Below are 14,857 nucleotides of genomic sequence, written 5' to 3'. Positions count from 1 at the left end.
CAAGAGACGCAGTCCGGGGCTGCTCCATCGTTCCTGGCATTAGCACCTTTCGGTTTCCCGATGGTTGCTGCGACGTCGACGAGCCAGATCTCTCGGTCGCTCTTGATGGGGTGTGTAGTTCCATGGTTGGACATGGGTCCCGGACGGCGCAAACGGCGCCGGGGGCTGCGCTTCACACAAGGCAGTGGCCCGTCATATGTCGCGTGCTCGTCATCGTTACACAGGGTGCCCGGACCTTGTATGACGCGGCGCTCAGGCCAAAAACCGCAGAATCCCGGGGATATTCGCCGCGCAATGTGTCCTGCGCGGCGAAACGATGACGCAGTGTGACGGTGTCAGCCGAGCAGGTGGACTCCGAATTCCGCGACGACCGTGCGCACTTCTTCCAGGTAGCGCCGGGCCTGCTCGGTCAGCGGGATCGCTGCATGGTCGATCCAGCCGATCTCGATGCGCTCGTCGATATCCAGCGGGATCGCGACGATCGAGGGATCCAGCTCGTCGCTGATGATGCCGGTGGAGATCGTGTACCCGCCCAGGCCGATCATGAGATTGAAGATGGTCGCGCGGTCCGAAACCCTGATCTCGCGCTTGCTGGACAGCGTGGAGAGGATCTCCTCCGCGAAGTAGAAGGAGTTGTTCGCGCCCTGGTCGAAGGTCAGCCGCGGCAGGTCTTCGAGATCGGCAAGGGTTGCCCGCCGGCGGGATGCCAGCGGGTTGCTGCGCGAGATGAAGATGTGCGGATCGGCGAGGAACAGCGGGTGGAACACCAGCCGGGATTCGCGCAGCAGCTTGTCGATCACCTTTGCGTTGAAGTCGTTGCGGTAGAGGATCCCGATCTCGCTGCGCAGCGTGCGCACGTCCTCGATGATCTCTTCGGTGCGGGTCTCGCGCAGCGAGAACTCGTACTCTTCGGCCCCGCTGGCCTGGACCATGCGCACGAACGCATCCACGGAAAACGAGTAGTGCTGGGTCGAGATCCCCAGCAGGCGGCGGGAGGGCGGGCGGCCCAGGTAGCGATGCTCCAGCAGCTGCACCTGTTCGAGCACCTGGCGGGCGTAGCCCAGGAATTCAGCACCCTCGACGGTGAGCGTCACGCCCTTGGCCGAGCGCACCAGCAGCGTGCGTCCTAGGCGGGATTCGAGCTCCTTCATCGCCGAGGACATGCTCGGCTGGGCCACGTAGAGCAGGTCGGCGGCCGCGGAGATCGATCCCTCGGTTGCGACCGCGGTGAAGTAGCGAAGCTGTTGCAGCGTCAGGCCGCTTGCCTTTTGAACCATAGGCTGAGTCTATATCAATCCATAGTTAGCCCCAGTTACCCGATATCGAAAAAGGCCCTGCATGATTGAGGCATCCACTTGATTCAGGCCTGTCCAGGCCCATGAGCAACAGATTGGCCGCCATGGCAGACGCATTGACCTTCAGCATTTCCAGCACCGACTTCAACCAGGACTACACTCCAGCCGAGAGTTCGCGCATCACCACGAACTTCGCAAACCTGGCCCGCGGCGAGAACCGCCGGGAGAACCTGGGAAACGCGCTGACGATGATCGACCGGCGCCTGAATTCCCTGATGCACTGGGACAATCCGGACGGCGAGCGCTTCGCGCTCCAGCTGGAAATCATCTCCGCCAACGTGCACTTCGACTCGGCACAGGGGGCGCAGGACTTCCCGCTGCTGGAGGTGCTGAGCACCAGCATCCTGGACCGGTACACCGGGACGAGCACCCACGGCATCGTGGGCAACAACTTCTCCTCCTACGTGCGTGACTACGACTTCAGCGTCCTGCTGCCGGCAACGGCCGACTCCTCGGGCAAGCCGGTGGTCCCGGAGGACTTCGGGAAGCTGCACGGCCGGCTCTTCCAGCATTTCCTGGATTCACAGGCCTACCGCCAGCGCTTCGAGCAGCTGCCGGTGATCTGCATCAGCGTCTCCACCTCCAAGACCTACCGCCGCACCGGCAACAGCCACCCGGTGCTGGGCCTGGAATACCAGCAGGACGACTACTCGCTGACCGATGAGTACTTCGCGAAGATGGGCCTGCGAGTGCGATACTTCATGCCCGCCGGCTCCGTCGCACCGCTGGCCTTCTACTTCCGCGGCGACCTGCTGAACGACTACACCAACCTGCAGCTGGCCAGCACGATTGCCACCATGGAGACCTTCCAGAAGATCTACCGCCCGGAGATCTACAATGCGAACTCCCCGGCCCCGGCGGTCTACCGCCCGAGCCTGGAGGTGCAGGACTTCTCCCGCACGCTGGTCTCCTACGACCGCGAGGAACGCACCCGCCTGGGCGCGAGCCAGGGCAAGTACACCGAAGAACACTTCATCACCCCGAACCGCGCACTGCTCGAAGAGTGGGCCGCCGGCTACGCCGTGCCCGCCGCCTAAGCGCCCCAGAACACCTCACGAATTCAAAGGACCAGTTATGACCAACACCCTGCTTCCAACTTCCATTGTCGGCTCCCTGCCCAAGCCTGCGTGGCTCTCGGAAACCGAGACCCTGTGGTCGCCGTGGAAGCTTGAAGGGGCGGCGCTGGCCGAGGGCAAGCAGGACGCGATGCGCGCCGCGGTGCTGGAGCAGACCCGGCGCGGCATCGACATCATTTCCGACGGCGAGCAGACCCGCCAGCACTTCGTCACCACCTTCATCGAGCACCTGTCAGGTGTTGACTTCGAGAACAAGCAGACCGTGCTGATCCGCGACCGCTATGAGGCCAGCGTGCCCAGCGTGGTCGGCGCAGTGGAGCGCAAGGCCCCCGTATTCGTGCAGGATGCGAAGTTCCTGCGCACCCTGACCGACCGCCAGATCAAGTGGACCCTGCCCGGCCCGATGACCATGGTGGACACCCTGCACGACGGCTACTACGGCAGCCGCGAGAAGCTGGCTTGGGAGTTCGCGGCGATCCTGAACCAGGAGGCCAAGGAGCTGGAAGCCGCTGGGGTGGATGTCATCCAGTTCGATGAGCCGGCCTTCAACGTGTTCTTCGACGAGGTCGCTGACTGGGGCGTGGCAGCGCTGGAGCGCGCCTGCGAGGGCCTGAAGGCGGAGACCGTGGCGCATATTTGCTTCGGCTACGGCATCAAGGCGAACAATGACTGGAAGGCGACCCTGGGCACCCAGTGGCGCCACTACGAGAAGTCGTTCCCGCTGCTGCAGCGTTCCTCGATCGACACGATTTCGCTCGAATCCCACCACTCGAACGTCCCGCTGGAGGTCGTGGAGCTGGCGCGCGGCAAGCGTGTCATGCTCGGCGCCATCGACGTGGCGAACCAGCAGGTCGAAACCCCTGACGAGGTGGCGGAAACCCTGCGCAAGGCGCTGGAATACGTGGATGCCGACAAACTCATTCCGAGCACCAACTGCGGCATGGCGCCATTCCCCCGCGACGTGGCGCTGGCCAAGCTCAGCGCGCTGAGCGCCGGGGCAGCTGTACTGCGCGAGGAGCTTGTCGGCGCCCGCGTCTAAAATCGCAGTGGCGGAGCCGTCGCTGCCCCCGCGGAAGACTTCAAGGCGCTCTTCCGCGGGCACTCCGGCGGCATCGTGCTGATTACCACCGATGCAGGACAGGGCCCGGTGGCGCTGACCAAGTCGTCGGTGACGTCGGTGAGCGCGCAGCTGCCGTTGCAATTGTTATCAGTGTCTCGATTCTCTTCATCGTCTGCAGTGCTCTTCATTGGCCAATGCTTCATCGTGCATTTTCTATATATGTGGGACGTAGAGGAAACGCAACTGAGCGCAATCAGCGGCATCGGCTGCTTCTCCCAGGCACAGATTTGAACATAACTGAGCAGCGCCGAATCTGTGTTTGATCGCGTACGCGCATTGCTGTGCTGCGAAATCGTCAAACATATTCAGGCAAGAGAACCTACGGTGTTCATTGCCTGCGCCCTCAAATCCCACTTTGCCCGCAATCAAGCACCGCGAGAGGCCGGCGATGCGTTGGACTTCCACAACTAAACGTGACGCCACCTGGGAGATCATTCCGTCATCGACAGCGGGATGACCAAATAGCGCAATCAGTATCCCCTAACACTGTCCTAGAAAATCCTCGTGTCTGCGGAGATCTTGCGTATGAACCGTCGCAAAAATAATGCCGCTAAATAACTAACGGCATGATTTCCGGGACGGTTCAGAACACCGCGATCCCCACCAGCAAGTGGATGCCGTGGTGGCGTCCGTCTGAGAGCTTGCCAATGCTAGAACACACCACGATGGACAGCGGTGGGAAGGAACGGGCTGCGGTGTCCCGCAAAGCGTTCCTTTGGCGGGACATCAAAAACGGTCGTTTATGACACACCTATCTGCCGGGGTGAGCGAGAATCCTCGACGGTTGAGAACTCAACAGATTTTCCGAGTTCGAGTCCCTGCAAGAGAACGTCGACACCAGCTCTTCGGGCGGAAGACTCGTATTCAGTATCATCGCCTCCCTCGAGGAGTTGGAACGAGACCCCGTCCCCGAACGTACCAACGCCGGCGGACGGCCCACACCTCTCTCGCCTGACACACTGCGCACCGCAAGAAGACTCTTTGAACAGCGCGACATGACTGTGGCGCAGATCGGTGAAGTTCTGGGCGTTAGCCGCAGCATGATTTATCGCGCCCTGAGGAAATATCTCTCGAAGTAGAAAACGCTCTCTGCTGAATTATCCACTTATCTAATAAGCATCAATCTACCTCGACCACCAATAATCTTGATATTCTCAGCTCAAGTTAGTCACAACGACGTACTCTTGTCGAAGTCGCGAGTTTGCGCAATTTTTCCCCAGGAGCATCACTTGCATCTAAGTCATATCAAGATAGAAAACTACCGCGCTCATTCGAAGACAGAGATTCCCCTTCCGCAGTTGGGTTGTTTTATCGGTGAGAACAATGCTGGAAAATCAACAGTTCTCCATGCTATTCGTTTCGTCCTTGAAGAAAAAAAGCTCAGTACTGATGACTTTCGCAATCCAGAATTGCCAGTCACAGTGACTCTACAATTTGAAGGAATCTGCGCTGAAGACTTGAAACGCGTAAGTCCCGCACACCGAGAACGCGTCACAGAAATGGTCAGGAGCGAAAGTCTCACAATCGTTCGCACGCAGGAGAATGAAGGGAAACCAGAATCGAAATTCCTCAAACCTTCTCCACGCAACACGGATTGGAGTTCCGAAACTCTCGAAGCGGCCATCAAATCCAAACGAGGCGCTACTCTCCGACAAGCTGCAGTAGACCTGATCCCAGGATTAGACGAGTATCTTGATGATTCTCCTACGCAACAGGACGTGAAAAACAGTTGGGGTAAATTTGTTGAGCAGCTCCCAGTCGATGAAACAATTTATGCGCCCGCAGCGTTCCCCACTGGGATTGCACAAGGAGTGCGCCCATTACTCCCTTCCGTCATTTACATAGAAGCCGTAAAAGACGCATCGATCGAAGCAAAATCTACTGGAACTTCAGCCTTTAGTAAGTTGCTTGATCTGCTCTTTGAAGAGGTATCGAGTCAATTCGAAGACATCAATGAAAAGTTCAAGGATGTTCATAAGAAGCTCAGCAGGGTTTTTGACGAAGACGGTAATGAAAGCGACCTTCGGTTGGATGCTGTGAAGCAGATCGAATCGACAATCGAGGGATTTGTTCAAGCAAGTTTCCCTGGTGTCTCTCTCACGATGAATATTCCTTCTCCGACATTGACGATGCTTCTATCTGGTGCTGAGTTACGCGTTCATGACGGTCATGATGGAGATATTTCGAGTAAGGGTGACGGTCTGAAACGAACTGTCCTCTTCGCCCTTCTGCGGGCATACGCAAGCATCCGATCTAGCGGTCTCAACGAAGATTCCAGGGGGACCGCTCCCAAGCCCTCGTATGTCTTACTCTTCGAAGAGCCGGAACTATATCTGCACCCCAAGGCACAACGCCAGTTGATGGCTGCTTTGGGGTCTTTCTCAAACGAGCACCAGGTACTGGTCACGACGCATTCTCCCGGATTCTTTAGACCTGACACTAACCCAGTGGTTTCATGGCGGGCACGTCATTAACAGTCATTAAAACGAAAAAGTGACCCGGACTTGGGACAATAGGAGTGTCTAAGCTTCTAATCCACCAAAATCAAGGATCACCTTTTCGATGATCAATTCTACCCTGACTTACCCCGCGCCACGAGTTGAACTCACCGGCCAGCACTTGGTCGCCCACGCCGGACTGTCCACTCTCGGCAGCCTGCTTAACGCTCTGAACTTCCGGGCGCTATGCGAAGACCGATTTTCCCAGTTCGTGCCAACCGCCGCGAGGCATCGGCCGGGCAAGCTCCTCGCTGACCTGACGCTCATGCTTGCCGCCGGCGGCGAGCAGGCCTGCGATACCGACATCCTGCGCACCAGCGCAGGCGTGTTCGGGCCCGTCGCCTCCGAAGCTACCGTCAGCCGGTTCATGGGACGGATCAAAACCATGCCCTGGCCTTCGCCTACGGGTACCAGACGATGAGCAAAATCTTGCGCACCAAGCTTTGGGACGCGGCGGGCAAGCGTAATCCCGCCAAACGCGCCACCCGCCTCAAGCCGTTGATCATCGACATCGATGCCACCTTGGTCCAAGTCCACTCAGATAAACAAGGCGCTGCAGGAAATTACAAAGGCGGGTATGGCTTTGCGCCGATGGTTGCCAGCGTGGATTACGGCCATGGCTGCGGCACCGGCGAGGTTCTCGCCGTGCTGCTGCGTCCGGGTAACAAGGGCGCGAACTCGGCTAAAGATCATATCGAGGTCCTCTCGCAGGCCCTGGCAGTATTGCCTGATGATCTCTACCAGGAGGACGGAACACTGCATGGTGAACGGATCCTGGTGCGCACCGATAGTGCCGGCGCCTCGCGGGAGTTCCTGAACCACCTCGAATCGCTGGGAATCCAGTTCAGTACCTCGTATTCGATGCCCGTTATCAAGGAACGGGAAATCGGGTGGATTAGCGAGAAGAAGTACTGGGAACCAGCCACTGACCAGCAAGGCAAGCAGTTGCCGGATGTGTGGGTGGTGGATGCCACCGCCGTGCTGAAGCTGAAGGACTACCCTCCCAATACGAGAGTCTATGTCCGGGCCGAACCTTTGCATTCCGGAGCGAAAGCCACGTTGTTTGATACTGACGGGAACCGGATCACCGCGTTTTTGACGAATTCTCCGTATTACGTGATTCCGGAGTTGGACCGCCGGCATCGGGCGCGCGGGCGGTGCGAGAACCGCATCAAATCCCTGAAGCATGCGGGCTTGAATAAGTTGCCCTACTGGGATTTCGCTGCGAATCAGGCCTGGGCGCTGCTGGCCGCGTTGGCTGTGAACCTGCTGGCCTGGATGCAACTGGTGGCCCTGCCTGCGGGGCACGAGGCAGGAATCTGGGATCTGAAACGGTGGCGGTATCGGCTGTTCAGCATCGCCGGGAAACTGGTCAGCAGTGGCAGGCAAGCACGGTTGCTGCTCCCCGAGAGTGCCACGGAAACCGGGTTGATCATGCTCATTGCTGATGCCTGCCGGGCGTTGCATCAGCGGTGGCGTCAAGGGCAGCTCGCAGCCTGAACCAGAAGTTGTTCTTTGACCGCGGCGAGATGGAGGACTGTCAATTTGTTTCGGGGAGGTGGACCTCGACGCCCGGAGGCTGGCGCACCAAGCCCGCTTCAGCATGCCCGAAATGCAAAATGACCGCTGAACCCCGGAAAATCCTGAGTCTCAGCGGTCTTTGGCTACATGATGAAAGCGCTGGGCTAAAGGGTTTACACGACTCCAAAAAACGGCCGATGGTGTATCGGCCCGCTCTGTAGATCTCACGCTGGGACCTCGAGATGCGTATCAATTGGTACAGCACGAAAACAATGAAGCTGCCTTCTTCGCGAAACAAGTCGTCCTCGTAGAAGGAGACAGCGATACCTTTACATATCCACATTTGGCTAAGTTGCTCAATACAGCCTGGGATGCCATCGATCACAACATCATGTTCGTCAAGATTGACGGTAAAGGAAATATAGCGCGATATCGTAAATTCTTTGAAATTTTCGAGATACCGATACACGTCATTACAGACCTCGACGCACTGGCACGTGGGTTTAACCAACTAACTGATACACCACACATTAAAGTTGCTCATTCAAAAATGATGGATTCAATCGGACAACAGGTTCCGAAACCTAACAATCCGAATAGCGAGAAGGTGAAGAATATCTGCGGCAAACGCAAGCCACGTGAGCTTTGGCATGATGCGCAAAACCATCTCGCTTCCTTCCGCAGCGAGCCTACGGCAGAAATTGCGGAGAGTCTTGAAAAAACACTTGCTGAGCTTTTCAAAGCGGGTGATGGGGATGCGACGATGGAGCTGCTCGCAGATCAACAACCTTCGAGCATTTCTTCCATGCGCAATGAAGTGATTTCAGCGCTTGCGAATGAGAAGGTATATGTCCTACAACGAGGCGATTTAGAAGATTACTGTGGGACACATGTCGGCAAAGATAAGGTTGCAACGGCTATAGAATTTTGTGATAGAACGACTTCCGTTGAACACCTTAAAACTATTCATGGCGATGATTCAGAGAGCGTAATTGAAGAACTGAGAAGTATCTTTACTCATATCTTCGGCAACCCTGTTCTTCATCCAGGAGTTGAAGAAGTTATCCGCTCTTAGGCTTCTCCTTAACTTCGCAACTAGGACTTCCACAGCTCGGTGAGACGTCTTGCAACCTATAGGTTGCAAGACGTCTCACCGCACCCCACTCCGCTGATGAAAAATGTTCGGAAACTCAATGATCCGAAATTCTCGCAACTATGTGTCGCAGCTGATGTCATAGACATGATGTCAACACCATTAGTTACGAGACGCTTTCAAAAGATCCATGACCAAACTGATCGGCTACGCCCGCGTTTCAACCAAGGCCCAAGACGCCGACCGGCAAATGCAAGACCTGCTCGTAGCGGGTGTCCGGCGCGATGACCTTTATGTTGACCATGGGATGTCCGGAGCACTGGCGAAACGGCCCGGCCTCGATAAGGCGATCGAATCCTTGCACCCGAACGATACCTTGGTGATTACAACCCTAGATCGGCTCGGGCGCTCCACCCAGAAAATGCTCGAACTGGCAGAAGAGCTACGCGAGCGTAGCATTGGGCTACGGGTACTGAACTTGGGTGGCGGGGATGTAGACACGCATACGCCTATGGGGGCCATGGTTTTCACCGTCATGGCAGCCCTCGCGCAGATGGAGCTCGAGATCAAACGTGAACGGATCGCCGACTCCCTGGCCAAACGCCACACCACCGGCGGGGACATCGGCGGCCGGCGCCCCGCCTTCACCGACTCCCAAATCCGCACCGCCGCAAAACTCAGCCAGGCCGGCGAACCGGCGACCCCAATCGCCAAAGACCTGGGGATGTCCCGAGTGACCTTATACCGCAGAATCAAAGACACAGAATCCTCTATATAGTCCTAGATCATCTGGACATGATCGGCCTTGAAATGCTCTAATCGCTCTTAGGCTTGGGCAACCCGAGATATTGGCGGCTACTTTCCTTAGCGGCTCTCCAATTCCCTTATCTTCTGATGTTTCTTTAGGACCATGTGCCGCCGTATCGGTAATGCTTGAGATACGTCGCTCAATGCATTAGCACAAGACTCAAGATCATGTAAGACATCATCTGCGCATTCGAAATCAGTTTTCAGCCCTGGTCTACTATGAGGATCAAGATAGTTCGTTGCGGTCTTGAGCGAAAGTAAAAGTTGATCTGCAGCCTGCTTAGTAGCCTTATCCGCTGTATGGCTAAGCCGTATAAGTTTCGATCGCGCGCTGAGCCACTCCCCAGTGACTTGAGGAATGACCGACTCGATCTGTTCTTTAGAAAGTTTGTACTCGACAGCTGGCATATGAATCGTCTGTAAACCTTCTTGGATAGCTGTAGACAAGATGACTACTTCGGCAACTTCAGTTCTGATAGTTGCTAATCGATTCAGGCGTCTCTCACGAGCCTGCATCCCAAATGTGAGTACCCCTCCCACCACGACACCCAAGAGACCGATGACCGCCGGCATATAGTGCGACCAGTCAATCATTGCTCACCCTTCCACAGAATCTGAATGCGTCTTTCAGCAATCCTAAAGCGTCTTCAAAGCCAGACACGAATAAGGCATGTTGCCAACCGCGACGAGAATCGTGCGAGATGTTCGTCCTAGACAAGGAGTCCTTGAGGGGGGTGGAGACCTTTTCCTGATAGAAATAAGTAGATGTCCTTCCGTGCGGTATTTTCTAGGGGTTTTCATGTCCAAAAGTATGTTCGAGGTCTACTTGAATGAGGTCACGGACGAAAACCTCCGAGCAAAGTTGAAAGCCGAGTTCGAACGAACCACCAAAAAATTTGGGCTCGTATTCGAACGCCATTCGCCGGAGGGCATCCGGATGCCTCAGTTGAAAGTGCGGCGTGGCCATACTGCTGTGCGCGAAACCGATGGAGCGTTCTTCAAAGTCCACGCTATCTCTGGGAAATCTGTGATGTTGAAGGACGAGCATGGCAACATAATCGAAGAGAAGCTAGATAACGTCACTGCAGCAAAGCAATTTGGCGAGGTAGTCTTCCCAGGTTTGAAAACCGTAGGATCCATTCGCTCCGGGGCCGATGCTGACCCCACTCACGCGGTAATCAATGGTGAGAACTTTCATGCACTGGAAATGCTGGGCTACACCAACCCCGAGTCAGTAGATCTGATCTACATTGATCCGCCGTACAACACTGGCAACAAAACCTGGCAGTATAACGACCACTATGTATCTGAACAGGATAATTTCCGCCATTCGAAATGGCTGAGCTTCTTGGAACGTCGGCTGGTACTAGCTAAAAAGATTCTCAAACCTACCGGGGTCATCATCGTGGCAATCGGCGATGAAGAGCATCATCGGCTACGTATGTTAATGGACCAGATTTTTGGAGATCAAAACTTCATCTCAGATGTCGTGTGGCAGGGAGGCCGTAAGAACGACTCGCGCTACATCTCTAACGGCGCGGACTATATGCTTGTTTACGCTAAGAGCGAGTCAGCCTTGAATGAACTAGGGGTTCGTTGGCGTGAGAAAAAAGCCGGCGTTGACGAAGCTTTGACACAAAGTAAAGCTATTTGGAACCGCAACAATGGTGACGCAGAATCTGCGAATGTTGAATGGAAGGCATGGCTAAAAGGTCAGAAGAATATTGGGGCCTCTACTGATGCAGTCAACCGTTATGATCGTCTCGATTCGCAAACTGGGCGACCAATACACACTTACGGTGATCTGACTTGGCCAGGCGGCGGGGGCGGAGAATACGAAGTGTTGCACCCGACCACAAAAAAACCGGTAAAAATGCCAGTACGTGGATGGCTCTATAAAGATCCCGCTCGTATGCAGGAGGAAATTAAGAAGGGTCGCGTTTTCTTTGGCTCTGACGAGACGATGATTCCTCGTGGCATTAGGTTTTTGGATGAACTTGACAGCCAAGTAGTTATGTCTGTCTTCTCATGCGATAGGAAAGCGACCAATGGCTATTTACGTGAAATTTTTGGTGACAAACGCTTCCCCAACCCTAAAGATGTAAACGTCCTCATGCGGTGGATCCGACTTATTGCCCCCAAAGATTCCGTAATCCTCGATTTCTTCGGTGGTTCTGGAACCACTGCCGAGGCCGTGGTTCGGCTCAACGCCGAGGACCAAGGCACCCGCCAATGCATCTTGGTCACCAACAACGAGCTCTCGGCTAGGGACGATGCAGCTCTTCGCAAAAACGGAAATCCGCCCGGTTCTGCGGAATACGAAGCCAAAGGTGTATTCCACCACGTAACCAAACCGCGAATCGAAATCATCGTGACAGGGCTTCGCCCAGACGGATCAACTTACTCTGACGGCCTGCCAGCCAACGTCGAGTTCCTAGAACTTGCCTACCTCGATGAAGGACCCGTTCATGCAGGCCTAGAGTATGAACGACTCGCACCCCTGTTCTGGCTCAAATCAGGAGCCATCGGACCTATCGTGCACCCCATCAATAACCGAGACGCTTACGCCTGGAACGAGAACTCATCCATGGCCGTCCTGTTCGATGCCGGGAAAGCATCAGAACTCGCCGAAATACTCTCGACCGAACAAAACAGCGTCACGCATGTCTTCATCATCACTGACTCCCCCGAGCAAGGTGACCTCGCCGGAGAAGCATTCAGTGAAGACATCACCGTGGAACCGATCTACGGTTCCTACCTTGACGCCTTCCAGATCAACCGGAGCGACTCGTGAAATTCACCCTGGCAGACTACCAAACAGAAGTAGCTGACGAAACCCTCACCGAGCTCGGTTTCGCTACCCAACGGCACCAAGCCAATCCAGGACGCAAAACCGCAATCGGTATCAGCGCCCCCACCGGGGCCGGTAAAACCGTGATCGCTTCGGCAGTGCTCGAAGGTCTCTTCTTCGGTACCCAGACAACCGAACCACGCCCAGAAACGACCGTCTTGTGGCTGACCGATGATGCCGAACTCAACGAGCAGTCACGGAAGAAGATCCTAGCGTCTTCAGACCGGATCAACATGAACATGCTGCGCACTGTTGAATCCGACTTTGACCAGGCCGAATTCACCCCAGGATTGGTCTACTTCCTGAACGTTCAGAAACTTGGGACCGGCGCAAAAAGGCATATTCAAACCGGGGACGCTCGTCGCTACTCACTATGGGAAACCATCGGCAATACCATCAAACAGCGTGGCAACAGCTTTATTGTTTTGGTCGATGAAGCTCATCGAGGAGCGACCGAAAAGACCAGACCAACCATTCTGCGTCGCATCCTCGATGGAGCCACTATCGAAGTGCCAAGCGGAAGCAATTTGTCCCGCACCATCATCAATCCTCCGGTGCCCATCGTTATAGGACTCTCAGCTACCCCGAAGAAGTTCGAAGACGCTATGCGGGGTGCCGCTGGGAGATCTTTGGTGCAGGTCACAGCTGATGTGCAGAAAGTGCGCGCGTCAGGACTCATTAAAGAACGTATTAATGTCAGCTATGCAGTCGATGACCAGCCCAGCGATGACACCCTGATTCGCCAAGCTGTCGCTGATCTGGACCGGTCTGACCGACAATGGCAACAATGGGCACGCACTACTGGTTCTTCAGCTGATCCGGTGCCTCTATTAGCAATCCAAGTTCCTGACCTGATCAATGATGCGAAAATCGGGGAAATTGTCCAAACCCTGACCGATGCTTCCGAATCATTTAATGATGCAGACTCTGTCGCGCACTCCTTTGGTGAACATGCTCCGATCCATACCACCACCAAGCTCAGCGGTGTGGATATGCCACGAGTAATCCAGTACATTGCCCCGACATCAATCTCCCAATCAGGGAATTTGCGGGCGGTCATCTTCAAACAATCCCTCACCACAGGATGGGATTGCCCACGTGCGGAAGTCATGGTTTCTTTGCGCACGGCTCAGGAACATACGCAGATCGCGCAGCTCATCGGGCGGATGGTCCGCAACCCCCTGGCAAAGAAAATTGAAGAGCCCGAATTCGATGATCTGAACGCTGTCGATCTGTATCTTCCCCATTTCAATAAGACTGAAGTGGCGATGGTGGTGAAATCCTTCATGGATTCGGCCGACATCGATATCCCGATCCAGATCAATCCTCAGCGGATGGAGCGGAATCCGGAGATCCCACAAACAGTCTGGGAGGCTCTCAACGGACTGACCCGTGAGCAAAAACCAGTCCGCCGGTTCAGCTCGAACGTTAACCGTCTAGTTCGTCTGGGGACCCTGCTCGATAACGCTGATTTCGAGCACCCAGGTGGTTTGAGCTACACCGAAGAATCCCGCAATGCTGTCGTAGAAACTCTGGATTCGGTCTACCGCCAAAACAAAGTCGCTATAGATAGAACTGCAGCCTCGTTGCTCGAGGTGTCCTTTGAAATGGCAACTTTCGACCAACACAGCGGAGCTGAAACCGGCACGGTAGCGCGGACCGCTGCCACCAGCCAAAAGAATCTGCGACAACTCATGGACGAAGCCAAGCGCCGACTTCCCGATGCAGCAGCAGCCTGGTACAGCACCTCACTGGTAATCGCCGGCGATCTTGAATGGGACGAAATAATTGTCCGCACCGTGGCTCTCGCCCGCTCTACCGAAGCGAAAGAGGCCTTGGAAATTGGGTGCAGCGCACGTGTGGAATCTTGGCGAAGAAACACCGCCGGGGCGGTAGCTCGTTTAAATCCCACTCAGCGCCAAGATTTTGAGAGCATTTTCGCACCTATCGGGTCCGCGGTGGCCACCCATCTAAAAATGCCCCCAACTATCTCACAGAAAACCCAGGTTCTCAATAAGGAAACCGGGGAAATTGAGTCATTGCCTCTTTATCCTGGCCATCTTTATACGTTGCCAGAAACCAATCTGTTCCCTGACAAGTTCACCGGCTGGGAACAAAGCGTAATCACTGCCGAGCAGGCCTCAGACACACTTCTCGGGTGGTACAGGAATCCTACTGGAGGCGGCCATTCGCTCTCTGTGCACTACCTGGACTCAGACGCATCCAAAGCTCTCTACCCTGACTTCATCTTTTTCCACGACGATGGGGAAGGCGGTGTAGCTGTGGACCTCGTTGACCCACACAATCACTCCTTGGCAGACGCCGCTCCCAAATGGTCTGCTCTCGCACGATATGTGCGGGAACATGATGCAGACTTCCGTCGAGCTTCAATTGTCATCAAAGATTCGGCAGATGAACTATTAGCAATTCAGCTTTCCGGACAGAGTGATGACAGGCTGGAACTACGTCTCGCTGAATCAACGTCCAAAGAGAGCATGGAACAACTATTCCGCGAAGTCGGAGGAATCTACTAAAC

11 protein-coding genes, 1 pseudogene and 1 riboswitch are annotated in these 14,857 nt (G+C 55.3%); of the genes and pseudogenes, 10 read left to right on the top strand and 2 right to left on the bottom strand.

What is annotated here, in order from left to right; translation table 11 throughout:
* Positions 1 to 21: 21 nt before the first annotated feature.
* A riboswitch (SAM riboswitch) is annotated at positions 22 to 112 on the bottom strand.
* Between the two features lie 223 nt (positions 113 to 335).
* Positions 336 to 1,277, bottom strand: a complete 942-nt coding sequence (locus JQN66_RS03655; protein WP_204676669.1) for a LysR family transcriptional regulator — start codon at positions 1,275 to 1,277, stop codon at positions 336 to 338.
* A gap of 122 nt (positions 1,278 to 1,399) precedes the next feature.
* On the opposite strand from JQN66_RS03655, the gene JQN66_RS03650 reads away from it, so the two are divergent.
* From JQN66_RS03650 to JQN66_RS03615, 8 genes and pseudogenes are all read left to right on the top strand, one after another.
* Entirely contained in the window at positions 1,400 to 2,392 is a 993-nt protein-coding gene (locus tag JQN66_RS03650; RefSeq protein WP_204677472.1) for a putative oxygenase MesX, read from the top strand.
* A gap of 37 nt (positions 2,393 to 2,429) precedes the next feature.
* Positions 2,430 to 3,470 (top strand): methionine synthase, encoded by a 1,041-nt coding sequence (locus JQN66_RS03645; RefSeq protein ID WP_204676668.1) that lies wholly within the window; start codon positions 2,430 to 2,432, stop codon positions 3,468 to 3,470.
* Between the two features lie 75 nt (positions 3,471 to 3,545).
* Complete coding sequence (locus JQN66_RS03640; protein WP_204676667.1) at positions 3,546 to 3,782, top strand: flavin reductase; 237 nt, start codon at positions 3,546 to 3,548, stop codon at positions 3,780 to 3,782.
* 659 nt (positions 3,783 to 4,441) lie between these two features.
* The gene (locus JQN66_RS03635; RefSeq protein WP_239464129.1) at positions 4,442 to 4,630 is read left to right on the top strand and encodes a helix-turn-helix domain-containing protein; all 189 of its coding nucleotides are present in this window, start codon (positions 4,442 to 4,444) and stop codon (positions 4,628 to 4,630) included.
* Between the two features lie 150 nt (positions 4,631 to 4,780).
* Positions 4,781 to 6,025 (top strand): ATP-binding protein, encoded by a 1,245-nt coding sequence (locus JQN66_RS03630; RefSeq protein WP_204676666.1) that lies wholly within the window; start codon positions 4,781 to 4,783, stop codon positions 6,023 to 6,025.
* A gap of 88 nt (positions 6,026 to 6,113) precedes the next feature.
* Positions 6,114 to 7,549 (top strand): annotated as a pseudogene (locus JQN66_RS03625) (IS1380 family transposase).
* A gap of 274 nt (positions 7,550 to 7,823) precedes the next feature.
* Positions 7,824 to 8,645 carry an ATP-dependent endonuclease gene (locus JQN66_RS03620; RefSeq protein ID WP_204676665.1) on the top strand — a complete coding sequence of 274 codons (822 nt, stop codon included), beginning with the start codon at positions 7,824 to 7,826 and terminating at the stop codon, positions 8,643 to 8,645.
* 208 nt (positions 8,646 to 8,853) lie between these two features.
* The gene (locus JQN66_RS03615; RefSeq protein ID WP_204676664.1) at positions 8,854 to 9,441 is read left to right on the top strand and encodes a recombinase family protein; all 588 of its coding nucleotides are present in this window, start codon (positions 8,854 to 8,856) and stop codon (positions 9,439 to 9,441) included.
* An 86-nt stretch (positions 9,442 to 9,527) separates the two neighbouring features.
* Here the strand turns inward: JQN66_RS03615 and JQN66_RS03610 are convergent, their stop codons facing one another.
* A complete protein-coding gene (locus JQN66_RS03610; RefSeq protein WP_204676663.1) occupies positions 9,528 to 10,064 on the bottom strand; it encodes a hypothetical protein in 537 nt (178 codons plus the stop codon).
* A 205-nt stretch (positions 10,065 to 10,269) separates the two neighbouring features.
* On the opposite strand from JQN66_RS03610, the gene JQN66_RS03605 reads away from it, so the two are divergent.
* On the top strand, positions 10,270 to 12,264 hold the full coding sequence (locus tag JQN66_RS03605) for a site-specific DNA-methyltransferase (protein ID WP_204676662.1): 1,995 nt from the start codon (positions 10,270 to 10,272) through the stop codon (positions 12,262 to 12,264).
* Complete coding sequence (locus JQN66_RS03600) at positions 12,261 to 14,855, top strand: DEAD/DEAH box helicase (protein WP_204676661.1); 2,595 nt, start codon at positions 12,261 to 12,263, stop codon at positions 14,853 to 14,855. Before JQN66_RS03605 ends, JQN66_RS03600 begins: the two co-directional genes overlap by 4 nt.
* Positions 14,856 to 14,857 lie beyond the last annotated feature (2 nt).

Origin of the sequence: Glutamicibacter protophormiae (assembly GCF_016894325.1) — a bacterium.
In the GTDB taxonomy this organism is placed as follows: domain Bacteria; phylum Actinomycetota; class Actinomycetes; order Actinomycetales; family Micrococcaceae; genus Glutamicibacter; species Glutamicibacter protophormiae.
The sequence above is the reverse complement of the archived record's forward strand: the minus strand, read 5'-3'. Positions and strand labels throughout refer to the sequence as shown.

Coding starts and splice junctions, on each gene's coding strand:
- JQN66_RS03655 (WP_204676669.1), bottom strand. CDS start 1,277: ATGGTTCAAAAGGCAAGCGGCCTGACGCTGCAACAGCTTCGCTACTTC.
- JQN66_RS03650 (WP_204677472.1), top strand. CDS start 1,400: ATGGCAGACGCATTGACCTTCAGCATTTCCAGCACCGACTTCAACCAG.
- JQN66_RS03645 (WP_204676668.1), top strand. CDS start 2,430: ATGACCAACACCCTGCTTCCAACTTCCATTGTCGGCTCCCTGCCCAAG.
- JQN66_RS03615 (WP_204676664.1), top strand. CDS start 8,854: ATGACCAAACTGATCGGCTACGCCCGCGTTTCAACCAAGGCCCAAGAC.
- JQN66_RS03610 (WP_204676663.1), bottom strand. CDS start 10,064: ATGATTGACTGGTCGCACTATATGCCGGCGGTCATCGGTCTCTTGGGT.
- JQN66_RS03605 (WP_204676662.1), top strand. CDS start 10,270: ATGTCCAAAAGTATGTTCGAGGTCTACTTGAATGAGGTCACGGACGAA.